This window comes from Jiella flava (genome assembly GCF_017349315.1).
GTDB lineage: Bacteria > Pseudomonadota > Alphaproteobacteria > Rhizobiales > Rhizobiaceae > Jiella > Jiella flava.
In genome coordinates this window covers 81178-102559 of sequence record NZ_JAFMPP010000001.1, presented here as the reverse complement: position 1 = coordinate 102559, position 21382 = coordinate 81178, and the positions used below count along the sequence as shown (strand labels likewise).

Sequence of the window (21382 nt, the reverse complement as noted above, 5' to 3'; positions counted from 1 at the left end):
TAAGATGAAGGTATTCCCATGTGACTTTCGCATGGGAGGCAGCTGTGACCATTTGGTTTCGCATGGCTTGGTTGCGGGCGAGCCGAGTTGGGGCGTCGATGGCTTTGTCGGCGCTTCTGATTGGCGGCACGTCCTTTGCCCAATCCTCTCCGTCAATTACTATCTCCTCGGATGTGCCGAGCGAGCTCAATCCGCCGTTCGTTGCCGGCCCTCCGACCTCGGGCGGAGCGCCGGCGGCGACACCTGCACAGGCCGCCGCGTTTGCTTGGCAGGAATTCATCGCGCTCAACTGGCCGGCCGGTCCGCAGGAGGGGCAGCCCGGCCAGCGCGACACGCCATCGACCACCTGCCAGTTTGGCTCAACGGCGAGCGACTGCTCGCTGCTGACCTGGGAGACGTTCCGCCACAAGGTGGAGGTCTTTCCGGGGACGGGTATGCCGCCGGGCTATGCCGGCTCCACCGCCGCAACGTCCTGGGGCTACGACGCGCTGCCGCAGTACAATTACGCAGTTCCGGTGGCCGCGTGTGCCCCCGAGCAGGCGGATGATCCGACACCTTGGATCAATCTCGACGAAACCGACGAGATCACCCTCGCCAATATGTACGCCGGAGTTGTCGATGACGCCAGTTCGCCGGGAAACAGCCAGCCGAAGCTGATCCGCTACCTCGCCAAGACCAACCGGACGCAGTACGTCTACGTTGCCGAAAACAGTGATCCCAACAATCTGCTGGACCAGTGGTGGAGTGCCATTCCGCCAGCGGTGGTCAGTGCGACCAAGGCATATCTCGCGCAGAATCAGGCCAGTCCGCCGCCGGGAAGTGGCGATATGGTCAGCCTTCCTGACGGCACCATCGAGGTGAAGGCCGGCTGGCGCCCGCTGAATGCGGACGAGATTTCCTCCCACCGGTTTCATACGCAGACGGTGCGGTTCTACGAAGGATCGTCCTCTCACCCCTGCTATCGCGATGCGACCTGGGGCCTCGTGGCGCTGCACATCATCCAGAAAACGCCATCGGCACCGTATTTTATCTATGCGACGTTCGAACAGGCCGACAATATCCTAACGGCAAGCGGCAAGCCGCTGGAGGATGCGGACGGAAATATCGTCGGACCTGAGCCGGCAACGGCGACGACGCCGCAAGTCTGCCTCGAGGATCCGCAGCCCGCGAAGGGGAGTGCCGCGTCGGACGCGCCGAGCGTCTCCGGCACGGTGGTGCTCACCGACGATCCCTCCACCTGCAAGCCAGCACAGACGGCGAGTTACTGCGGTCAGCCGGGCAAGCAGATCTACTATTTCAATTCAGCTTTCCCGCCGACCAACAACCAACCATCCGGCGGTAATATATGCGTCAATAAGCGAGATTTCGCTATTCCCGACTACGTCATCGATGCCAATAAAGACGCGCATTCTACCATCCAGTCCTACCTTTCGGCCAATGGGATGGCATCGACTCCGTGGCTCGCCTACAAGCTCGTCAACGTCCAGTATCTCCCGTTCGACAAGATTCCCGACCCAAATCGGCCGAACGGCTCACCCTACACCGGGTCTCCGCCCTATTCGGCGACCAATCCGGCCCCGTCGAGCTACTATCAAGCCAACATCCTGGTCGAGACAAACCGGTCCTTGCAAATGTTTGCGGGCGGACTTTCGCCGAATATTGCGACGGAATGGAACCAGGATGGCTCGCCGCATAAGAATACTTATTACGGCGGCAGCTTCTACAATATGGGCGGCTGCATGGGATGCCACGGCAGCCAGGGTCAGAATCCGGCCGGCCAGGCGGGCGACTTCAGCGTGATCCTGGCGCGCGGAGCGGTCATCCGTCCGGAGGTGCCGGCGGTACCCGAGCCGCTTTCCGCTGCAGCCCGTACCTTTACCTTCAAGCCGAACGCCGGCGAGATGAACGAGCTTGGATCGAAGGCGCTGACGCATGTTCCGCGCAACCGTTCGCTCTTGCCGTAACCTCTTTCATCCACTTGAAAGGACGCCAACCATGGCTTTCGACCGTCAGCACTTCGACGCAATGTCCTGCCCCACGTCGGTGACCTGGACGAATGACATTGAGGGTATGTTCACCCAAACCGATGTCGATCACATGAAACAGGTGACAAACGGCGCGCTCGACCTCAGCAACTACAATTCGGTAAAGATCTACGCGTCAAAGATCTACAACGAAGTGGCAAGCGGCGCGATGCCGCCTCCCGGATCCGGTGAACCCACTTGGGGCCAGGATAAGGTCAACACCTTCGGCTGCTGGATTCAGCAGGGGACACCGCAGTAACGGCCACCTGGTCGCCAAACGCGACGCGACATTTTTCGCGGGGTGCCCTCGAGACTGGCCTTGTCGACCGGGATCGACTAAAGCGTAAGCCCATGCGCTCTCTCGATCACGTCGTCCTGCCTTTCGCCTCACCCGCCCATGCGCGGACGACGTTTGAGACTCTCGGCTTCACCGTCGCGCCGGACGCGGTGCATCCTTTCGGGACCGGCAATACCTGCGTCTTTCTCGCCGACGGGACCTATCTTGAGCCGCTGGTGATTGCTGATCCCGTTGCTTATCGGAACGCCAAGGTGGCCGGCAACCGGTTCGTTCTGTGCGACGCTGCCTTCCGTCCGGGGCGTCGATTGCCGGCGATCTCGGCGCTTGGGCTGCGGTCGTCGGATGCGGTAGCGGATCGCGAAGCGCTGGCTGCAGCCGGGCTGGCGGACGATCAGTTGGTCGATTTCTCGCGCGATTTTACCACCGACGGCGGTGAAGCGTCCATCCTCAGCTTTCGCCTCGCCTTCGCACACACCGGCATCGACCGCGATCTGACGCTGTTCGTGTGCGAGCCGCGCCATGGCAGCGCGCCGGACCGCACGCTGTTGACCCGCCACGCAAACGGCGCGATCGGGCTGAAGCGGCTCGTTCTTTCCGATGCGGCTCGTCCCGCCGTAACCTCCGTGCGCCAGGCGCTGGAACGCCCGACGGTGGAAAAGGCGGAGGATCGAATCGATCCGGCGGCCGATCTCGCCAATGTCGGGCTGGAGTTTCATGCGGCGCCGGCGTTGGCCGACAGGTTCGGCATCGCTCCGGCGCCGAGCGCAGATCGGGCAGCGATGGCGCTTGGACTCATCTTCGCAACGCCTGATCTCACACGGTTGCGCGCATGCCTCGATCGCGGCGCAGTTTCCGTGCATGAGATGGTCGGTCGTCTCGTCGTCCCACTGGGATTGCACAGCACCTTCATCGCCTTCGAGGAACCTTAAGAATGACCTTTTCGATCACGACCGTCTCCGCCAAATCGGCCCGCTTTTCCAACACCGCTCCCTTCGCGTTGATTGCCGGGCCGTGCCAGATGGAAAGCCGCGATCATGCGATGATGATCGCCGAAAAGATGAAGCGGATCACCGCCGACCTCGGCATCCCCTACGTCTTCAAGGCAAGTTTCGACAAGGCCAATCGCACCAGCCTGTCGGGCAAGCGCGGCATTGGTCTTTCCGGGGCGCTGCCGGTGTTTCAGGAGGTCGCCGAGACCTTCGACCTGCCGGTGCTGACCGACATTCATAGCGAGGAGCAGTGCCGGGAGGTCAGCGCGGTCTGCGACATCCTGCAGATCCCGGCCTTTCTCTGCCGCCAGACCGATCTTCTGATCGCCGCTGCCAAGACCGGCCGGGTGATCAACATCAAGAAGGGGCAGTTCCTCGCGCCCTGGGACATGAAGAACGTCGCGGCGAAGGTGACCGAGAGCGGCAATCCCAACGTGCTCCTCACCGAGCGCGGCGCTTCCTTCGGCTACAATACGCTGGTCTCGGATTTCCGGGGGCTGCCGGTGATGGCCGAAACCGGCCTGCCGGTGGTCTTCGACGCCACTCACTCGGTGCAGCAGCCGGGCGGCCAGGGCGGCTCGTCCGGCGGCGAGCGCCGTTTCGTCGAGACGCTGGCGCGGGCGGCCGTCGCCGTTGGCGTGGCGGGCCTGTTCATCGAGACCCACGAGGATCCCGACAACGCACCCTCCGACGGCCCGAACATGGTGCCGCTCGACAAGATGCCGGAGCTGCTAAAGCGGCTGAAGGCGCTGGACGATCTGGCGAAATCTTTTGGGTGAGGCGGCTGGCGGAGCGCGCATTGGACCGCGCCTTTCGAGGCTGCCATGGCGTCGCCTCCCCCGGTTCGCAGAAGCTGCCGCCGCCGCGGACCGCGGCGGCGTTTCGCGTGCAATGTTGCGCAATACGCAACCGTCTGCCTGACACGCTATTCAGACTCGCTCTGTTGTTCTAGAACGCCATCCGAACGGTTCGTTCTTCATCACAGGGAGTGGCACCATGACCGCCATCATCGACATTATCGGCCGCGAGATTCTCGACAGCCGCGGTAACCCGACCGTCGAGGTCGACGTCGTTCTGGAAGACGGCTCGATGGGCCGAGCCGCCGTGCCGTCAGGCGCCTCGACCGGTGCCCATGAGGCGGTCGAACTGCGCGACGGCGGCGCGCGCTATCTCGGCAAGGGCGTCGAGAAGGCCGTCGGCTTCGTTAATGGCGAGATTCTCGAAGAAATCGCCGGCTTCGAGGCCGAGGATCAGATCCGCATCGACGCCGCGCTGCGCGAACTCGACGGCACGGCCAACAAGGGCCGGATCGGCGCCAATGCCATCCTCGGCGTGTCGCTCGCTGTCGCCAAGGCTGCTGCGGAATCCGCCGGTCTGCCGCTCTACCGCTATGTCGGCGGCGCTTCGGCCCATGTTCTGCCGGTGCCGATGATGAACATCATCAATGGCGGCGCCCATGCCGACAATCCGATCGACTTCCAGGAATTCATGATCATGCCGCTCGGCGCCGATCGCTTCTCTGAAGCGCTGCGCTGGGGATCGGAAACGTTCCACACGCTGAAGACGATGCTGAAGGACGCCGGCCACAACACCAATGTCGGCGATGAGGGCGGTTTTGCGCCGAACCTCGGCTCGGCCAAGGAAGCGCTCGACTTCGTGGTCAAGGCGATCGAAAAGGCCGGTTACAAGCCGGGCGAGGAAATCGCCATTGCGCTCGATCCGGCCTCGACCGAGTTCTTCAAGGACGGCGTCTACGATCTCGAAGGCGAGGGGCGGAAGCTCTCGCCGGCCGACATGGCCGCCTATTACGGCGAACTTGCCAAGGCCTATCCGATCGTCTCGATCGAGGACGGCATGGCCGAAGACGACTGGGACGGCTGGAAGGCGCTGACCGATCAGATCGGCAGCAAGGTCCAGCTCGTTGGCGACGATCTTTTCGTCACCAATTCCGTGCGTCTGCGCGAGGGCATCAAGAAGGGTGTCGCCAATTCGATCCTGATCAAGGTCAACCAGATCGGCTCGCTGTCGGAGACCCTCGATGCGGTCAGCGTTGCCCATCGCGCCGGTTACACGGCGGTGATGTCGCACCGCTCGGGCGAGACCGAGGACTCGACCATTGCCGACCTCGCGGTTGCGACCAATTGCGGACAGATCAAGACCGGCTCGCTGGCCCGGTCCGACCGGCTGGCGAAGTACAATCAGCTGCTGCGCATCGAAGAGGAACTCGGCGATCAGGCGGTTTTCGCCGGCCGCTCGATTCTGCGAGGCTGAGCGGCGGCTTCAACCGCTGACGAACGAACGAGGGCGCCCGGTCGATGCGGGCGCCCTCGTTGATTAAGGGCTGACCGCTTCGCGCTTCAGCTGCCGATCAGTTGCCGCGCTGATCGAGTTCGGGCGCGACCTGGCCGTAGCTGATCAGGGCGAAGAGCGCCGAGCCGCCGAGAATGTTGCCGGCGAGCGCCGGCAGATAGAAGCTCCAAATCGCCTGGTGCGGCATCAACTCGCCGGCAAACATCAGCGCCATCGCCTCGACCGAACCGGCGACGATGTGAGAGAGATGAAACAGCGCGATCAGGTAGGTCAACAGCGCGATCACGAAGAAGCCGGCGTTCTGGGCCGAAGGCAGCACCCAGACCACCGTCGCGATCAGCCACCCGGCGGCCATGCCCCGCATCAGCGTCGTCCATGGTCCGGCCTCCATCGCCTCACGCGCAATGGCGAGCGCGGCGTCGGTGATCTCGGGTGTGTGGAGCGCGTCGAAGGCGATGCCGGCGCCGAAGACCGCCGTACCCGCCATGTTGGCGATGAAAACCATTGCCCAGAGCCGGATGATCGCCTTGACGCCGATCCATTTCGGCCGGGCAAGGACTGGCAGGGTTGCGGTCAGGGTGATCTCGGTGAAGAGCTGCTGGCGGCCGAGAATGACGATCAAAAAGCCGACCGAATAGCCCCAGCATTCGATCAGGGGCCGCCACGGTGTGTCGGGCAGATAGGCCCGCAGGACAGCCTGGGTGAACACTGAAAAGCCGATCGACAGGCCGGCGGCCAGACCCGACCACCACAGGCTTGCGAGCGGCCGCGTCAGCTCGTCCTCACCCTCCTGACGCACCAGCTCGTAGATCGCCAGCGGCCGCAGGCTGAGCCTGCGCTCGATCTCGTGCAGTTCGGTCTCGGTAAGCGTCGAGCCTTCGTGTTCGAGACGCTTTTCGGTGACGTCGTTCGAGTGCCGCCGCGAATTGGTATCCGGGTCGTCATCATGTGCGTCGTCGCGCCGGCGGTCTTGGGAGTCCATCGCGGGGAGCCTTTGGCCTGTCGTCAGCTGGAGCGTGGCCCGCGGCACGATCGGCGCGGGCCAAAGTCTGATCGACGATTATAGCGCCCACCGCGGGCGCTGGACCGGCCTGCGGCGATATTTCTCCCCCCTTGCGCTCGAGATGATCATCACACAGTCGCGCGATGGGCCGCCCCGCCTCGGTTCTCCGCGGGCGGGTCGTCTGGCGTGCCGCTCCGGCGCTTAGGGGCGCTCAGGCCTCCATCGCGGCAATGTGCTGGATGTATTGGCCGTAGGTGCTCTTGCCGAGCTCCTTGCCGACCGCCATCAGATGATCGCGGTCGATATAGCCCATCTCAAAGGCGATCTCTTCGATACAGGCGATCTTGAAGCCCTGCCGGTTTTCGAGCGTGCGCACGAATTCCGCGGCCTCGAGGAGGGAGGCCGGCGTGCCGGTGTCGAGCCAGGCATAGCCACGCCCCATGCGCGAGACTTCGAGGCTGCCTTCCTCCAGATAGATCCGATTGAGATCGGTGATCTCCAACTCGCCGCGCGGGGAGGGCTTCAGCGTATGCGCCAGCTGCGAGGCGCGGCCATCGTAGAAATAGAGCCCGGTCACCGCCCAGTTCGAGCGGGGGCGCTGCGGCTTTTCTTCGATCGAGGTGGCTTTGTTGGCGCTATCGAATGCGACGACACCATAACGCTCGGGGTCTTGAACGTGATATGCGAACACGGTGGCACCGGCTTCGCGTCGGATGCTGCGTTGCATCAGGTCGGGAAGGCCGTGACCATAGAACAGGTTGTCGCCGAGGATCAGGGCAGACGGTTCGCCGTTTACAAATTCTTCACCGATCAAATAAGCTTGGGCGAGGCCATCCGGGCTCGGCTGCTCGGCATATTCGAGGCGAATGCCGATCCGCTCGCCGTTGCCAAGCAAGGCCTTGAAACGGGGCAAATCATGCGGCGTCGAAATCAGCAAGACATCCTTGATGCCGGCCAACATCAGCGTCGACAGCGGATAATAGATCATCGGCTTGTCGTAGACTGGCAGAAGCTGTTTCGAGGCCGTCAGTGTCATCGGATGCAGGCGAGTGCCGCTTCCCCCCGCCAAAATGATACCTTTCACGCGCGTCTCCATTCGCGATTGCCGTTGCGAACCGCTTAATATATCCACCCGTCGGGCGCCACTATGGCGCAGCGCAACAGCGAAGCTGAATCGAGACTGGACGGGCATCATGTCAAGCCGGACCTTCATCATCCCGGCGCCCGGCTAAGAGCAATGAAGGATCGTCATGCTGGAAGTCATTCCCCTCGCCATTCCCGACGTCCTGGAAATCAAGCCGCGTAAATTCGGGGACGACCGCGGTTTCTTCAGTGAGACCTACAACGCGCAGCGGTTCGCGGAAGCGGGACTGTCGATGCCGTTCGTCCAGGATAACCAGTCCTTTTCGGCCGCACGCTTGACCCTTCGCGGGCTGCACTACCAAACGCCGCCTTTTGCTCAGGACAAGCTGGTTCGCGTGCTCAAGGGTGCGATCCTGGATGTCGCGGTGGATATCCGCCACGGATCGCCGACATTCGGGGCATGGGTCGCGCTTCATGTCTCGGCCAAAGCCTTCAATCAGATCCTGGTGCCGAAGGGATTTGCTCACGGTTTCCTGACGCTCGAGCCGGATACCGAGGTGTTCTACAAGGTTTCGGCGCCCTACTCCGGCGAGCATGATCGCGGCATCCGGTGGGACGATCCGCAAATCGGGATCGATTGGCCGCTCGATGGCGGGACGCCCGTGCTCTCGGACAAGGACGCGGTCGCGCCAACGCTCGAAGAAACGCCCGTAATCTTCACGCACCAAGCCTGACCTCGGAGCTCTCTCATGAAGTTTCTCGTGACCGGCGGCGCCGGCTTCATCGGGTCGGCCGTCTGCCGGCATCTGATCCGCGACACCGAGCATCATGTGCTCAATGTCGATAAACTGACCTACGCGGCCAATCTCGCCTCGCTGGAGCCGATCTCCAACGACCCGCGCTACATTTTCGCGAAGGCCGACATCTGCGACCGGGACGCGATCGGCCGCCTGCTGCGGGAGAACGAGATCGATGTGGTCATGCATCTTGCCGCCGAAAGCCATGTCGACCGTTCGATCGACGGGCCGGGCGAATTCATTCGCACCAATGTCGTCGGCACCTTCGACTTGCTTGAGGCGGTGCGCGGTTATTGGGCGGAGCTATCCGAGGATCGCCGCGAGCGCTTCCGTTTCCATCACGTTTCGACCGACGAGGTCTACGGTCAACTGCCCTTGGATGGCGGTCTGTTCACCGAGGAGACGGCTTATGAGCCGTCATCGCCTTACTCCGCGTCGAAGGCCGCGTCCGATCATCTCGCAATGGCCTGGCACCACACCTACGGTTTGCCGGTGGTGCTGTCCAATTGCTCCAACAATTACGGCCCGTATCATTTCCCTGAAAAGCTGATCCCGTTGATGATTCTCAACGGCTTGGACGGCAACCCGCTGCCGGTCTACGGTCGCGGCGAAAACGTCCGCGACTGGCTGTTCGTCGACGATCACGCCAAGGCGCTCGAGATCATTGCGACGCGCGGGACCGTTGGCCGCTCCTACAATGTCGGCGGCCGCAACGAGCGGACCAATCTCGACGTCGTCCATGCGATCTGCGACACGCTGGATCGGCTGCGCCCCCGCGAGGATGGGCGTTCGCGGCGCGAGCAGATCACCTTCGTGACCGATCGGCCGGGCCACGATCTGCGCTATGCGATCGACGCGACCCGGCTCGAGAGCGAACTCGGTTGGCGGGCCGAGGAGACCTTCGAGACGGGTCTCGAAAAGACCGTTCAATGGTTCCTCGAGAATCAATCCTGGTGGCAGCCGCTGCGCGAGCGCTATGCCGGCGAGCGGCTCGGGGCGTCCTGACAGTCCATCCTTGACCTTGGGGAGCGGCGCGAGCGTGCCGCGCCGCTTCAACATATCGGCCGCCTACGCCCTCGGAGCGTAGGCGGGGCCGCTTGCGATCATCGGAGGCAGCACGGGCTGGGGCGAACGCAGCCTATTGTGGCAGCTCGATCTGCATTTTGACGTCGCCTTTCGGCGCCGAGGCCGCGATTTCGAAGGCCTTCACGCTGTCTTCAAAGGCAAAGGTCCGGGTGATCAGCGGTTTGACGTCGATTGCACCCGAAGCCAGCATCTTCACGCAGCGTGGGAAGACGTGGGCGTAGCGAAAGATGTTTTCGACCCGCGCCTCACGCACCATCGCCGCGCCGGCGTCATAGGCGATCGGTTCGGCCTGGCCGCCGATCATCACCACCCGGCCGCCGGGCGACAGCGGCTCGAAGACGCTCGCCGCCGCCTTGGGGCTGCCGGTCGCTTCGAAGACGATTTCGGCGCCCCACCCGTCGGTCTCGGCGAGGATGCGCTTAGCCGGATCCTCGCGCGTGACGTTGATCGGCGTGATGGCGCCGAGCTTGGCCGCGATCTCCAGCTTGGCGTCGTCGAGGTCGCAGACGTAAACGCGGGCGCAGCCGGCGGCGAGCGCGGAGAGGGCGGTGACGAGACCGATCGGCCCCGCCCCCATGACGAGGGCGACGTCGCCGGGGCGAATCTCCGCCTTGGTTGCCGCGTGAACGCCGACCGCCAGCGGCTCGACCATCGCCGCCTCGGCAAAGGAGACGCTGTCCGGCAGCTTGAAGGTGAAGGCCTCCGGATGAACGCAGGTCGGGCGCAAAATGCCGTGGACCGGCGGCGTTGCCCAAAAGCGCACGGCCGGATCGACATTGTAAAGGCCGAGCCGCGTTGCCTTCGAGTTCGGATCGGGGATGCCTGGCTCCATGCAGACCCGATCGCCGACGGCAAGGCTCGTCACCTCGGCGCCGATCTCGATCACGGTGCCGCTCGCCTCGTGGCCGAGGATCATCGGTTCCTCAACGACGAAGGGGCCGATGCGCCCGTGGGTGTAATAGTGGACGTCCGATCCGCAGATGCCGACGGTGTGCAGTTTGATGCGAACGTCGCGGGGCGCGAGGTCTTTTTCCGCCGCGTCGATCGGAAAATCGCGCAAGGAGAGTTTGTGGATCTCTTCCAGAACGAGCGCCTTCATGCAGGATTAACCTCCTATGCTCGATCGGCTCTGATGCCGAATCTTCTACCGGTTCTTCATGACGATGCATGAGCCGCCGGCACTTTTCAATTTGCCGCAAAACGCTTCGGCTTCGGCGCGGCTGTCAGCGCCGATCCGCACGGCAAAGATCCGCCCACGGCCGGGCACGCGCTCGCGTATGACCAGCGGATTCTTGTCGCCGAGAAGGCTCGGAAAGCGGCTTTGGACGCGGCGAAACATCGCCATGGCGGCAGGCGAGCGCGGATTGCCGGCGACCTGGACGCCCCAGGGCTTCATGGGCGCGCCGGTCTTGAGAGCGGCAAAGACCGAGCGGCTCGTCATCACCGGCAGCTTGCGGCAGGCGCTCGCAAAGCCGGTGCCCTCTTCGAGCGGGCGGCCTTCGACCTCGCGGTCGTCTTCGGTGAACCAATCGGCCGGATGGGCGGTGATCGACAGGACGTAGTTCTCGGTTTCCAGCGGCAGCGATCCACCGCTCGCCATCCAGCGCTTCACCCGGTTGATGCCGCCATTATAGGCGGCGGCGGCGAGGCCCCAATTTCCGAGTTCCGATCGCAAGTCCGCGAGATAGAGCGCCGAGTGGTGGATTGCCTGGGCGATGTCGTAGGGGTCGTTAAGACCGCGCTCGGCGGCCGTATAGGGCATGAACTGGGCAATCCCCTGCGCGCCGACCGGCGACAGGGCTTTCGCGTCGAAGCGGCTTTCCTTCCAGATCAGCCGGGCGAAAAAGGATCGGGGCATGCCGACGGCATCGGCGTTGTCACCGATGAGTTGGCAGATCCGGTCAACCTCGGATGCGCCCTTGGCCGGGGTCGGGCTCGATCCCATGTCCGCCCCGTTTGCGGGCGGGCTGAAACGCGGCGGCGAGGGCGGATAGGCGAGCGCCGGCAGGGTGATCGCCGCGTCGCCCGACCCAAGCTGCGGCGTCGTCGCGCCGGCGGGAAATGCCGCCGCGAGAGCGAGTCCAATCGCTCCGACGACACGGGTCACCGAGCGCGTGGGGCGCTGAGCCATAGGCTGGCCGCGTCGATGTCGGTCGTGTCGGCGCCTGCGCCCGGGCATCATTCGGCGGCGTCGGCGCGCCCTTTGCCGAAGCGGTTCTCGATATAATCCGCGACCATCGTCTGAAATTCCGCCGCGATCGTCGAGCCGCGCAGGGTCGTGACCTTCTTGCCGTCGACGAAGACAGGCGCGGCCGGGGTTTCGCCGGTCCCGGGGAGCGAGATGCCGATGTCGGCGTGCTTCGATTCGCCCGGGCCGTTGACGATGCAGCCCATGACGGCGACGTTCAATGCTTCGACGCCCGGATATTTCTCCCGCCAGAGCGGCATGTTTTCGCGAATGTCGCTCTGGATCTTTTCCGCCAGCTGCTGAAACACCGTCGAGGTGGTGCGGCCGCAGCCGGGGCAGGCGGCGACGATCGGGATGAACTGGCGAAAGCCCATGGTCTGGAGCAGTTCCTGCGCGACCTGAACCTCCCTGGTCCGATCACCGCCCGGCTCCGGGGTTAAGGACACCCGGATGGTGTCGCCGATGCCGTCCTGCAGCAGGATTCCCATCGCCGCCGATGAGGCCACGATGCCCTTCGAGCCCATGCCGGCCTCGGTCAGGCCGAGATGCAGCGCATGATCGGTGCGGCGGGAAAGATCGCGATAGACGGCGATCAGATCCTGCACTTGGCTGACCTTGGCCGAGAGGATGATCCGGCTCTTCGGCAGGCCGATCTCCTCGGCAAGCGCGGCCGAGAGCAGCGCCGACTGGATGATCGCCTCGCGGGTCACGGCGCGAGCCGAGAGAGGCTGCGGCTGTGCGTTGTTGGCATCCATCAAGGTGGTCAAAAGCTCTTGATCGAGCGAGCCCCAATTGACACCGATGCGCACCGGTTTGTCGTAGCGGATCGCCATCTCGACGATCGCCGCGAACTGCTTGTCGCGCTTGTCGCGAAAGCCGACATTGCCGGGATTGATGCGGTATTTTGCCAAGGCTTCGGCGCAGGCCGGATGATCGGCGAGCAGCTTGTGGCCGATATAGTGGAAGTCGCCGACCAAGGGCACGTTCAGGCCGAGGCGCTCGAGCCTTTCGCGGATTTTCGGCACTGCGGCGGCCGCCTCGTCGCGGTCGACGGTGATGCGGACGATCTCCGAGCCGGCCCGCGACAGCGCTGCGACCTGCGCGACGGTCGAGTCGATATCCGCCGTGTCGGTGTTGGTCATCGACTGGACGACCACCGGCGCCCCGCCACCGACAAGAACGCCGCCGACGTCGACGCCGACGGTCTGGCGGCGCGGGGCGGGGTCAGCCGAGACGGTCTGGATCGGCGTCTGGAGAGTCATGGGGCAGGTCCTGTCGAACGAAGGATGCAAGCGCGTGTCTTCGACGTGGCGCGTTCGCCATCCCTTGTCAATTGTGCCGTCCCGGAGTGACGGAACCGTGACGTGACTGGGCGCGGTCAGCCGCCGATCTGCGGCTTTGTCCTGTCGGTGTTCTCGGCATCAGCGGTGGTCGTCGCGGCTGTGTCGGTCGGATGCACGGTCACCGTCGCGGTCAGGCCGGTGACGAGCCGCGTTCCGTCCGGCACCTCGTCGAGGGCGATGCGGACCGGCACGCGTTGTGCGAGCCGCACCCAGGAGAACGTTGGCGTGACATCGGCGAGCAGGTTCGAGCCGTCCGATCGCTCGCGGTCCTCGATGCCGGCGGCGATGCTCTCGACATGGCCGTGGAGGGGGGAACGCTGGCCCATCAGCGCGATGTCCACCGGGTCGCCGACGGCGATCTGTGGCAGCTGGTTTTCCTCGAAATAGCCCTCGACGCGCAGTGTATCGGTATCGATCAGCGCCATGACGCCCTTGCCGGCGGAAACATAATCGCCGGGATTGAGCGCGAGGTTGCTGATCACGCCGTTCGACGGCGCGCGCACCTTGGTGCGCTTCAGATTGAGCGCCGCGAGATCACGGTTGGACTGGGCTTCCTGATAGGCCGCCTCGGCCTGTTTGAGGGCGAGGTCCGCCTTCTCGATCGCCTGAGCCGAGACCGCCGGGCCGCCCTTCAGCCGGTTGTAACGCTCGGCGTCGCGTTGGGCCTGATCGAGCGCCGCCGTCTTGTCCTTCAACGAGGCGTTAGCAAGGTCGAGGGCGATCTGGAAGCGCTGCGGATCGAGCCGGACGAGCACGTCGCCTTTGTGGACCCGCTGATTGTCGGAAACGAGCACTGCCTCGACCTGGCCGGAGACGTCCGGCGCGAGCGAGACGACGTCGGCCCGCACGTGGCCGTCGCGGGTCCATGGGGTGTCCATATAGCCTTGCCAGACGTTCCAGCCGGCGAAGAGGGCGACGGCGAAGACGGTGAGAGTGAACAGGCTTTTGAGGATGCGGGAGAGACGAGCGGTCATGTCAGATACCATTGAGCGGCCTTCGCCGAGCCGGAGAAGATGAGGATGTAGATCGAAAGGTCGAACAGTGCCGGGTGCCAGACGGCGTGATAGACGCCGAGGCGGGCGAGAACCTTCTTGCAGAGGAGCAGCGCGCCGTAAGACGTCAGCGCGAGCAGAAGAGCCTTCGGGACGAAGATCCCGAAGATCGGCAGATCACCAGTCATCGATATCTCCTAGGCCGCAGCGGCGGCGGGTGTGGATAAGGGCGCGCGAGCGTCGGGTTCAGGAGCCGGCGCCAGTGGTGGCGCCTCGGCGAACAATGCCCGTCTCAGGCCGACCAGGGCCTGGGCCGCTTTTTGCCGATCGGTGTCAGCCGGATGCCGGGCGATGGCGAGGAGGGCGGTATCGATTTGGCCCAAAGCCCGCCCGTCCGGTGTGGCCGGCCCTCCCGTTTCAGCGCGGCGGCGAAAATGATCGGCAACGGCATCGAGGACGGCACGGATCGCTTCCGTCATCGCACCGGCGGTCCTGTGATCGACCAGCCGCCGCAATTCCAAAACATTGATGCCGACCCGCATTTCCGCGAAGATTTCGGCGCTCCGCTGTGGTGCGGCCCCGGCAAGGCGCGGCACGAGCTGGCTCGTCCGGTCGAAGAATCGGCCGGCGAAGACCGCCGTCGCGTCGCCGCGGCGGCCGGCGGCGAGTTCGGCGATCTCGCGCCAGCCCTGGCGCTCCAACCGCCGCGCGGCCAGCGCCGCCCCGAAGGGCCGGGTGAGGATCATCCAGACCATTGTAAACAATGCGCCGAGGATTGCGGCGATGGCTCCGTTGACGAAGCGGGTGAAGTCGGCGCTGTAGACCTCCTGCAGGGTCATCAGCGTCGCGCTGTTCACCGCGAGAAGAAGGCCGATGAAGGCGGTCTGCGGGCGGGCGATCAAGATCGGTAGAGCGAGATAGACCGGCGCGAAGACCACGACGAGACCGGCAAAGGTGGTGACCTGCGGCAGGACGGCGAAGACGTAGATGCCGGCGATCAGGCAGCCGAGAATGGTGACAAGCGTCATCTGCTTCAGCAGTGGCAGCGGATTGTCTGCGGTGGCGAAGAAAGAGCCCGAGACGGCGGCGATCAACACGAAGCCCGCTCCCTGGTCCCAGCCGGAAAAGATCCAGATCAACGACGCCGCAAACACGCCGAGGATCGCCGAGCCGGCGGCAAACGCCATCATGCCGAAATCGTAATGCGGCACGTTGGCGGCGACATTCGCCAATTGCAGCGGCGGGGTCCAGCGGGCTTTCCGGCCCGCAAGGATCTCCCCCTCAAGGGTGACCATGTCCGTCCATAGGGAAACAAGATCGGCAAGGCGGGCGAGCGCACTTTCGGTGAGCAGGGACGACCAGTCGCTTTTCTCATCGTAACGCCCGCGCAATTGGGCGATCTTGGCAAAGAGCCGCCGGCTGCCCTGCGCATGAGGCGTCCCGTTGCTCATCACCCAGGCCTCGATCTCCCAGCAAAGCACCGTCATTTCGGCGCTCAGTTTGCCGTCGTCGCCGCGGATTCCGGCGAGCCGGTCCGACAGCGACGAGACGAGAGCCGGCAGCATGACCAGCCGGCCCCGCAGCTCGTGGGCGGCTCGCACCACGGCGGTCATCTCCGGATCGTAGCGCAACTGGCTTATGAGCTGATCGACGGCGCGCACGTCGGGGGCCAGGGCGACGATCTCGCGAAGACTGTCTTCGCCCTTGCCGGTCAGAGCGCCTCGGATCCAGCCGCGGCTGTCCTTCATCCAGTCGTCGACCCGTGCAGCAACGACCGGACCGAGGCTCTGGGGCAGGACGAGGGCGCTGACGAGGCTGGTGCAGGTAATGCCGAGGATGATTTCCTGCGAGCGGGCGAGGGCGACGTCGAAGACCGAAGCCGGATCGCCGACCAGCGGCAAGGCGATCAGCGGCAAGCTATAGCCCGACAGCATGAACATATAGGCGCGCGGTGTACGATCAAGAAAGGAGAGGAAGAGCAGCCCGCCGGTCCAGGTCGCGACAATCGCGCTCAAGATGACGGGCTGATTGACGAAAAGCGGCACGACGACGATTGCCGCCGTCGCCCCAAACACCGTGCCGAGCGCGCGGTAAAGCGCCTTCGAGCGGGTCGCGCCGGCCAGCGGATTGGCAACGATGAACACCGTCGCCATCGCCCAATAAGGACGCGGCAGGCCGGCCTTCAAGGCGATGTAAAGGGCGAGCATGGACGCGGCGAAAGTCTTCGCCGAGAAGATCCACTCCCGCTGGTTGGGCAGGGAAAATCCGGAGATCATGGTCGCTCTTTCGGGCTCTCGGACGCGTCGCCCGCATCCACTTCGGGCTGATAGGCGTCGAGCACGGCGATGACCCGTAGCGTCGCCTCGATGTCGGCGCGGGGCACGTCCTTCAGCACCCGCGTCCGGAGCGCCACGAGATCGGCCTCGATGCTTTCCATCAACGCGCGGCCATTTTTCGTCAGCCACAGCGTCTTGGCGCGGCGATCGGACGGGTCTTCCCGACGCTCCACCACGCCGGATTCGCAGAGCTGGTCGAGCAGGCGCACCAGCGACGGGCCCTCCATCCCGACTTCGTCCGCCACCGTGCCCTGGCGCACCCCGTCGCCCATCCGGCCGATGGTGATCAGCGGATGCGCGCAGGCCTCGGAGATGCCGTGCGCTTCGACAAGATTGCGCACATGCCGGCGCCAAACGCGGCCGACACGCACGAGGTTCGTCGTCAGATCGAACTGAAGGGATTGGTTTGTGTTCATGGTATTATTGATAGTGTCCTATCTAATAGGATGCAATTGGTAGCGCGATCACGTTTAGTCATGTGACCGAATGATTGGCGCCTCGACCGCCGATCCCTTGCGGCAATTGCCGCGCCGGCCCTTGCGGCTATCTCAATGACGGCGGCGAGCGCCCGACCCAAGGGCTCTCGTCGTCTGCCATGCATCGCCAAGGGAGGAGATCGCCATGGATGTCGGACTGGGTCCGATCCTCGTCGTGATCGTGTTTTTGATGCTGATCGCCGCCATTCCGACCTGGCCCTATTCGCGGCAATGGGGCTATCGTCCAACGATCGCGATGGGGCTGATCTTTCTGATGATTGCGGTCTTCGTCGCGATCGGGGGCTTAGGTCCGAACTAGTGGATTGAATTTGACATTTGCATCCCAGTCGGGGTCGTCCGTTGAATGAAATGTCAAATTTTAAAAAACTCCACGAGGATCATAACCTTGGCCCGTGGTCTTTTCGATTCCGACATGTGCTGAGCGGTCTCCACGTCACGGGACTAAATGTCGGAGTCAGACCACTCCAGCATCGGCCCGAACATCGGAATCGATTTTCGGCAAAGCACGATGCGTCGATTCAAAGGTCGCTCTCACCCTCGCGCCGAAATTTCTTTGCTCAGGGAACGCTTTGCGATGTTCAACGGTTTGTGAGGGTGTTCAGTATTCCGCAAGGGAAATAACGCCATGAGTCTCGGAACGATCCTTCTCATCATCATCATTCTGCTTTTGGTCGGCGCGCTGCCGACCTGGGGATATTCGGGCGGCTGGGGCTATGGACCGTCGGGCATTCTCGGCCTTGTGGTGGTGGTGCTGATCGTCCTGTTGCTGCTGGGCCGGATCTGACGCAGCTCCGAACCCTTTGGCAAAACCAAGGCCCCGCGCACGCGATCGTGCGCGGGGCCTTGATCGTTTGGGTATGGGACGTGCCGCCGCGGCGCTTGACGGTCCTCAACGCCGACCCCCACTCTGCCCTATCGGCAGGGCCCGGATGCGGGCGGCTTTGAACGGGAAGCGCCCAATGCTCAACACCATCCTGATCGGCGTTTTCGTCGTCCTTCTCGCCGGCGCAGGAACGTTCAAGGTGCTCACCATCCCGCACCGGCTTAATGCCGATCAGATCGCCGCTGAGGGCAGCGGCGATGCGAGCCGCGGCGAGCGGATGTTCTGGGCGGGCGGCTGCGTGTCCTGCCATGCGCCGTCGAAGGCGAAGGGCGACGACCGGCTAAAGCTCGGCGGCGGCGACCCGCTCAACACCGATTTCGGCACGTTTCACGCGCCCAACATCTCACCGGACCCGGATGACGGGATCGGCCGCTGGACGCTGGCCGACTTTGCCAACGCCATGCAGCGCGGCGTCGATCCAACGGGGCGGCATCTTTATCCGGCCTTCCCCTACACCTCCTACGTCACCATGAAGAAGCAGGATATCGCCGATCTCTGGGCGTTTCTGAAGACGCTTCCGCCGGTCAAGGGCAAGGCGCCGGCGAACGATCTCATATTCCCGTTCAACATCCGGCCGGCGGTGGGTCTTTGGAAGCTCGTCTTCCTCGGCGATGGCCGCCCGGTGATCCAGCTTCCCGAAGACGCCTCGAAAGCCGCGCATACAGGGCAGTATCTGGTCGAAGGCCCCGGCCATTGCGGCCAGTGCCACACACCGCGCAGCTTTGGCGGCGCGGGCGGTCTCGAGACCGGCGAATGGCTTGCCGGTGCGCCCAATCCGGACGGCAAGGGCCGCATCCCGAATATCACGCCGTCCAATGCCGGCATCGGCTCATGGTCAGCGAACGACATCACCTATTTCCTCGAATCCGGATTCACGCCGGATTTCGATTCCGTCGGCGGTTCGATGGTCGAGGTGCAGGAGAATATGGCCAAGCTCACCAAGGCCGACCGTGAAGCGATCGCCGCCTATCTGAAGGCGATCCCGCCCCAGGATGGCGCGGCCGCCGCCGAGAAATAACGCTCATCCGAGCAAGGCTCGCGTCACGATCCAAAGAAGGCAAAGCCCGGCACGCAGAATCGCGTTGCCGGGCTTCGTGTGATCAAAAAGGGCACGGCGCGATCTGCCCGGCCTGAGCCTTTAGAGCTGGCTGTCGTCGTCGTCCTCGGGCTCGGAGCGACGCATCGAGGAGAGCTTGGCGAAGACCGCCGCCTCGTCGATCTCGTCTTCGTCGCTCGGCTGGCGCGGCTCGGTGGAAATCCAATCCTGAGTCTGGGCGGCTGACAAGAGGCGCTCTTCCTCGGCGAGATCCTCGGCGCGTGGCGGCAGGCCGCGGGTCGCCTTCTCCACCTCGAGGTCGAGATCGATTTGCGAGCAAAGGCCGAGGGTCACCGGGTCCATCGGCGTCAGATTGGCCGAGTTCCAATGGGTGCGCTCGCGGATCTGTTCGATCGTGTTCTTGGTGGTGCCGACGAGACGGGAAATCTGCGCGTCCTTTATCTCGGGATGATTGCGCACCAGCCACAGGATCGCGTTCGGCCGATCCTGACGCTTGGAAACCGGGGTGTAGCGCGGGCCCTTGCGCTTGGATTCCGGAACGCGGACCTTGGGCGGGGCGAGCTTGAGGCGATACTTTTCGTCCTTCTCGCCGCGCTCGATCTCCTCGCGGCTGAGCTGACCGGTGATCACCGGATCGAGGCCCTTGATGCCCTGCGCCGACTCGCCGTCGGCGATTGCTTTCACCTCGAGCGGGTGCAGCGTGCAGAAATCCGCAATCTGCTCGAAGGAGAGCGAGGTGTTGTCGACCAGCCAGACGGCGGTCGCTTTCGGCATCAACAATTGCTGGGCCATGGATAAAATCCTCCTGTTCGCCTGCCCCGAGCGGGAGAGGCTTTGGATCATCGCAGGATGTCCGGAAATTCGCGCACCGATATAGGACCTTCGCGCTGACGGCGCAAGGAAAAGAGCGGTGGGCGCGGGATTTGTAATGTGTTTGTCGAAAATTTTTCAGGCAAAAAGCACACGGCAGCCGCGCGTGCGGAGAGCCGAAGACGCTGACATTCTCAAATCTGACAGCGAAGGCGCCGCGTTTCTCACGCTTCAGCATGCCGAGGCCCCGCACGATACCATCAGCGCCGCGAAAAGCCCGGTTACCCGATCGGCCGTTGGCGTCGTCTGCTGCGGCGACGGCTGCCCGCGTCTCTCAAGCCTCGTCGCCGAGGCCGGTGGTCAGGATGATTTTGCCGATATGGTCGTCGTCCATGTGCCGGTGGGCGTCGGCCGCCTTCTCCAGCGGATAGGTCGCATCGATGAGCGGCTTGACCCTGCCGCTTGCGATCAAAGGCAGGACATGGGTGGACAATTCCTCGGCGATCGTGGCCTTGACGGCGACCGGCCGGTTGCGCAGGGTCGAACCGGTGAGGGTGAGGCGCTTGCGCATGATCTTGAAGAGATCGATGTCGGCCTTGGCACCCTTCTGGACGGCGATCTGCACGATTCGTCCGTCTTCGGCCGCCACCTCGATGTTGCGGGCGGTGTAGTCGCCACCGATCATGTCGAGGGTGAGGTCGATACCGTGCCCACCGGTGGCCTCCTTCAGGGCGGCGACGAAGTCGGCCGTCTTGTAGTTGATGCAGACCTCGGCGCCGAGCTTTTCGGCCGCCCGGCATTTCTCGTCGCTGCCGGCAGTCGCGAACACCCGCGCGCCAAAAGCGCCGGCAAGCTGGATCGCTGTCGTGCCGATGCCGGAGGTGCCGCCGTGGACGAGGACGGTCTCGCCGGCTTTCAGGCCGCCGCGCTGGAAAACGTTGTGCCAGACGGTGAAGAAGGTCTCGGGGATACCGGCGGCTTCGACGAAGCTGAGGCCGTGGGGCGCCGCGACAGCATTCGTCTCGTGAACAGTCACATAGTCAGCATAGCCGCCGCCGGGCACCAGCGCGATGACCTTGTCGTGAAGCGCGAAGCGCGATGCGCCGGATCCGAGCGCGGCGACGGTCCCGGCGACCTCGAGGCCTGGCCAATCCGGCGCACCCGCTGGCGGGGGGTAGAACCCCTGCCGTTGCATGACGTCCGGTCGGTTGACGCCGGCGGCGGCGACCTCGATCAAAATTTCGCTGTCGCCAGGTGCCGGCCGGGCGCGGGTTGCAATGCGCAGAGCCTCCGGACCACCCGGCTCGCCGATTTCCACCACCCGCATCTTCTTGTGATGCTCCGTCATCTCAAGCTCTTTCCTGCCAATGTCTTCGTCGTGACGGTCCGCGTCTAGTGGTCTGATTCCGACATCTGATTCATCGGACGACCCCAACTGGGATGCAAATGTCAAATTCAATCCACCAGCGCTGACTCGTCTGGCAAAAGGTAGAAATTCTGTTGCGATGGAAAGCCACTGTTAACCTTCAGGTAAGGTTTCCTGTGTATCAATGAGGTCAGTCCAGTTCACTGGATAGGCGGCGCGGCTTCCCCGCTTCGCTTGACGCCTCCCTGTTGAAACTCCTGAGAGCCGTTCGCTGCGGCTCTTTTTTTTGTTCGTCGGCAGGTGCGCTCGGGATTAACCTT

General features: G+C 63.8%; 21 protein-coding genes. 10 read left to right on the top strand and 11 right to left on the bottom strand.

Annotated features, from left to right (window positions below; genetic code table 11):
* The first annotated feature begins 44 nt into the window (after positions 1-44).
* The 5 genes from J1C48_RS00485 to eno all read left to right on the top strand — a co-directional run bounded on the left by J1C48_RS00485 (position 45) and on the right by eno (position 5582).
* Positions 45-1964, top strand: a complete 1920-nt coding sequence (locus J1C48_RS00485; protein ID WP_207255685.1) for a hypothetical protein — start codon at positions 45-47, stop codon at positions 1962-1964.
* Between the two features lie 31 nt (positions 1965-1995).
* On the top strand, positions 1996-2283 hold the full coding sequence (locus J1C48_RS00480; protein ID WP_207255684.1) for a hypothetical protein: 288 nt from the start codon (positions 1996-1998) through the stop codon (positions 2281-2283).
* 92 nt (positions 2284-2375) lie between these two features.
* A complete protein-coding gene (locus tag J1C48_RS00475; protein ID WP_207255683.1) occupies positions 2376-3251 on the top strand; it encodes a VOC family protein in 876 nt (291 codons plus the stop codon).
* Between the two features lie 2 nt (positions 3252-3253).
* A complete protein-coding gene (gene kdsA, locus J1C48_RS00470) occupies positions 3254-4090 on the top strand; it encodes a 3-deoxy-8-phosphooctulonate synthase (RefSeq protein WP_207255682.1) in 837 nt (278 codons plus the stop codon).
* A gap of 217 nt (positions 4091-4307) precedes the next feature.
* Complete coding sequence (gene eno, locus J1C48_RS00465; protein ID WP_207255681.1) at positions 4308-5582, top strand: phosphopyruvate hydratase; 1275 nt, start codon at positions 4308-4310, stop codon at positions 5580-5582.
* Positions 5583-5679: 97 nt separating this feature from the next.
* Here eno and J1C48_RS00460 read toward each other — a convergent pair whose 3' ends face one another.
* Positions 5680-6603 carry a formate/nitrite transporter family protein gene (locus J1C48_RS00460; RefSeq protein WP_207255680.1) on the bottom strand — a complete coding sequence of 308 codons (924 nt, stop codon included), beginning with the start codon at positions 6601-6603 and terminating at the stop codon, positions 5680-5682.
* A 232-nt stretch (positions 6604-6835) separates the two neighbouring features.
* The gene (gene rfbA, locus J1C48_RS00455) at positions 6836-7708 is read right to left on the bottom strand and encodes a glucose-1-phosphate thymidylyltransferase RfbA (RefSeq protein WP_207255679.1); all 873 of its coding nucleotides are present in this window, start codon (positions 7706-7708) and stop codon (positions 6836-6838) included.
* A 166-nt stretch (positions 7709-7874) separates the two neighbouring features.
* Here rfbA and rfbC point away from each other — a divergent pair, with 166 nt between their 5' ends.
* Together rfbC and rfbB are read left to right on the top strand one after the other, a co-directional pair.
* Complete coding sequence (gene rfbC, locus J1C48_RS00450; RefSeq protein ID WP_207255678.1) at positions 7875-8441, top strand: dTDP-4-dehydrorhamnose 3,5-epimerase; 567 nt, start codon at positions 7875-7877, stop codon at positions 8439-8441.
* A 15-nt stretch (positions 8442-8456) separates the two neighbouring features.
* Complete coding sequence (rfbB, locus tag J1C48_RS00445) at positions 8457-9509, top strand: dTDP-glucose 4,6-dehydratase (RefSeq protein WP_207255677.1); 1053 nt, start codon at positions 8457-8459, stop codon at positions 9507-9509.
* Between the two features lie 133 nt (positions 9510-9642).
* Here the strand turns inward: rfbB and J1C48_RS00440 are convergent, their stop codons facing one another.
* From J1C48_RS00440 to J1C48_RS00410, 7 genes are all read right to left on the bottom strand, one after another.
* Positions 9643-10689: an NAD(P)-dependent alcohol dehydrogenase gene (locus J1C48_RS00440; RefSeq protein WP_207255676.1), complete on the bottom strand. Its 1047-nt coding sequence runs from the start codon at positions 10687-10689 to the stop codon at positions 9643-9645.
* A gap of 45 nt (positions 10690-10734) precedes the next feature.
* Complete coding sequence (locus J1C48_RS00435; RefSeq protein WP_207255675.1) at positions 10735-11721, bottom strand: lytic transglycosylase domain-containing protein; 987 nt, start codon at positions 11719-11721, stop codon at positions 10735-10737.
* A gap of 47 nt (positions 11722-11768) precedes the next feature.
* Positions 11769-13040, bottom strand: coding sequence for a flavodoxin-dependent (E)-4-hydroxy-3-methylbut-2-enyl-diphosphate synthase (ispG, locus tag J1C48_RS00430; RefSeq protein ID WP_207255674.1), 1272 nt, complete (start codon positions 13038-13040; stop codon positions 11769-11771).
* Positions 13041-13156: 116 nt separating this feature from the next.
* The gene (locus tag J1C48_RS00425) at positions 13157-14095 is read right to left on the bottom strand and encodes an efflux RND transporter periplasmic adaptor subunit (RefSeq protein ID WP_207255673.1); all 939 of its coding nucleotides are present in this window, start codon (positions 14093-14095) and stop codon (positions 13157-13159) included.
* The gene (locus J1C48_RS00420) at positions 14092-14301 is read right to left on the bottom strand and encodes a DUF1656 domain-containing protein (RefSeq protein WP_207255672.1); all 210 of its coding nucleotides are present in this window, start codon (positions 14299-14301) and stop codon (positions 14092-14094) included. Before J1C48_RS00420 ends, J1C48_RS00425 begins: the two co-directional genes overlap by 4 nt.
* Before the next feature lie 9 nt (positions 14302-14310).
* Positions 14311-16389 carry an FUSC family protein gene (locus tag J1C48_RS00415; protein ID WP_207255671.1) on the bottom strand — a complete coding sequence of 693 codons (2079 nt, stop codon included), beginning with the start codon at positions 16387-16389 and terminating at the stop codon, positions 14311-14313.
* Positions 16386-16865 (bottom strand): MarR family winged helix-turn-helix transcriptional regulator, encoded by a 480-nt coding sequence (locus tag J1C48_RS00410; protein WP_207255670.1) that lies wholly within the window; start codon positions 16863-16865, stop codon positions 16386-16388. Before J1C48_RS00410 ends, J1C48_RS00415 begins: the two co-directional genes overlap by 4 nt.
* Positions 16866-17070: 205 nt before the next feature.
* Between J1C48_RS00410 and J1C48_RS00405 the strand changes: the two genes are divergently transcribed.
* The 3 genes from J1C48_RS00405 (at position 17071) to J1C48_RS00395 (ending at position 18847) form a co-directional block, all read left to right on the top strand.
* Complete coding sequence (locus J1C48_RS00405; RefSeq protein ID WP_207255669.1) at positions 17071-17244, top strand: DUF3309 family protein; 174 nt, start codon at positions 17071-17073, stop codon at positions 17242-17244.
* Between the two features lie 327 nt (positions 17245-17571).
* Positions 17572-17730 carry a DUF3309 family protein gene (locus tag J1C48_RS00400; RefSeq protein ID WP_207255668.1) on the top strand — a complete coding sequence of 53 codons (159 nt, stop codon included), beginning with the start codon at positions 17572-17574 and terminating at the stop codon, positions 17728-17730.
* Between the two features lie 175 nt (positions 17731-17905).
* Entirely contained in the window at positions 17906-18847 is a 942-nt protein-coding gene (locus tag J1C48_RS00395; RefSeq protein WP_207255667.1) for a cytochrome c, read from the top strand.
* Between the two features lie 120 nt (positions 18848-18967).
* Here J1C48_RS00395 and J1C48_RS00390 read toward each other — a convergent pair whose 3' ends face one another.
* Together J1C48_RS00390 and J1C48_RS00385 are read right to left on the bottom strand one after the other, a co-directional pair.
* The gene (locus J1C48_RS00390) at positions 18968-19678 is read right to left on the bottom strand and encodes a DUF1013 domain-containing protein (RefSeq protein ID WP_207255666.1); all 711 of its coding nucleotides are present in this window, start codon (positions 19676-19678) and stop codon (positions 18968-18970) included.
* 352 nt (positions 19679-20030) lie between these two features.
* Positions 20031-21044 (bottom strand): NAD(P)H-quinone oxidoreductase, encoded by a 1014-nt coding sequence (locus J1C48_RS00385; protein ID WP_207255665.1) that lies wholly within the window; start codon positions 21042-21044, stop codon positions 20031-20033.
* Positions 21045-21382: the final 338 nt, after the last annotated feature.

Coding starts and splice junctions, on each gene's coding strand:
- J1C48_RS00480 (WP_207255684.1), top strand. CDS start 1,996: ATGGCTTTCGACCGTCAGCACTTCGACGCAATGTCCTGCCCCACGTCG.
- J1C48_RS00475 (WP_207255683.1), top strand. CDS start 2,376: ATGCGCTCTCTCGATCACGTCGTCCTGCCTTTCGCCTCACCCGCCCAT.
- kdsA (WP_207255682.1), top strand. CDS start 3,254: ATGACCTTTTCGATCACGACCGTCTCCGCCAAATCGGCCCGCTTTTCC.
- eno (WP_207255681.1), top strand. CDS start 4,308: ATGACCGCCATCATCGACATTATCGGCCGCGAGATTCTCGACAGCCGC.
- J1C48_RS00460 (WP_207255680.1), bottom strand. CDS start 6,603: ATGGACTCCCAAGACCGCCGGCGCGACGACGCACATGATGACGACCCG.
- rfbC (WP_207255678.1), top strand. CDS start 7,875: ATGCTGGAAGTCATTCCCCTCGCCATTCCCGACGTCCTGGAAATCAAG.
- rfbB (WP_207255677.1), top strand. CDS start 8,457: ATGAAGTTTCTCGTGACCGGCGGCGCCGGCTTCATCGGGTCGGCCGTC.
- J1C48_RS00440 (WP_207255676.1), bottom strand. CDS start 10,689: ATGAAGGCGCTCGTTCTGGAAGAGATCCACAAACTCTCCTTGCGCGAT.
- J1C48_RS00435 (WP_207255675.1), bottom strand. CDS start 11,721: ATGGCTCAGCGCCCCACGCGCTCGGTGACCCGTGTCGTCGGAGCGATT.
- ispG (WP_207255674.1), bottom strand. CDS start 13,040: ATGACTCTCCAGACGCCGATCCAGACCGTCTCGGCTGACCCCGCCCCG.
- J1C48_RS00425 (WP_207255673.1), bottom strand. CDS start 14,095: ATGACCGCTCGTCTCTCCCGCATCCTCAAAAGCCTGTTCACTCTCACC.
- J1C48_RS00420 (WP_207255672.1), bottom strand. CDS start 14,301: ATGACTGGTGATCTGCCGATCTTCGGGATCTTCGTCCCGAAGGCTCTT.
- J1C48_RS00415 (WP_207255671.1), bottom strand. CDS start 16,389: ATGATCTCCGGATTTTCCCTGCCCAACCAGCGGGAGTGGATCTTCTCG.
- J1C48_RS00410 (WP_207255670.1), bottom strand. CDS start 16,865: ATGAACACAAACCAATCCCTTCAGTTCGATCTGACGACGAACCTCGTG.
- J1C48_RS00405 (WP_207255669.1), top strand. CDS start 17,071: ATGGATGTCGGACTGGGTCCGATCCTCGTCGTGATCGTGTTTTTGATG.
- J1C48_RS00400 (WP_207255668.1), top strand. CDS start 17,572: ATGAGTCTCGGAACGATCCTTCTCATCATCATCATTCTGCTTTTGGTC.
- J1C48_RS00395 (WP_207255667.1), top strand. CDS start 17,906: ATGCTCAACACCATCCTGATCGGCGTTTTCGTCGTCCTTCTCGCCGGC.
- J1C48_RS00390 (WP_207255666.1), bottom strand. CDS start 19,678: ATGGCCCAGCAATTGTTGATGCCGAAAGCGACCGCCGTCTGGCTGGTC.
- J1C48_RS00385 (WP_207255665.1), bottom strand. CDS start 21,044: ATGACGGAGCATCACAAGAAGATGCGGGTGGTGGAAATCGGCGAGCCG.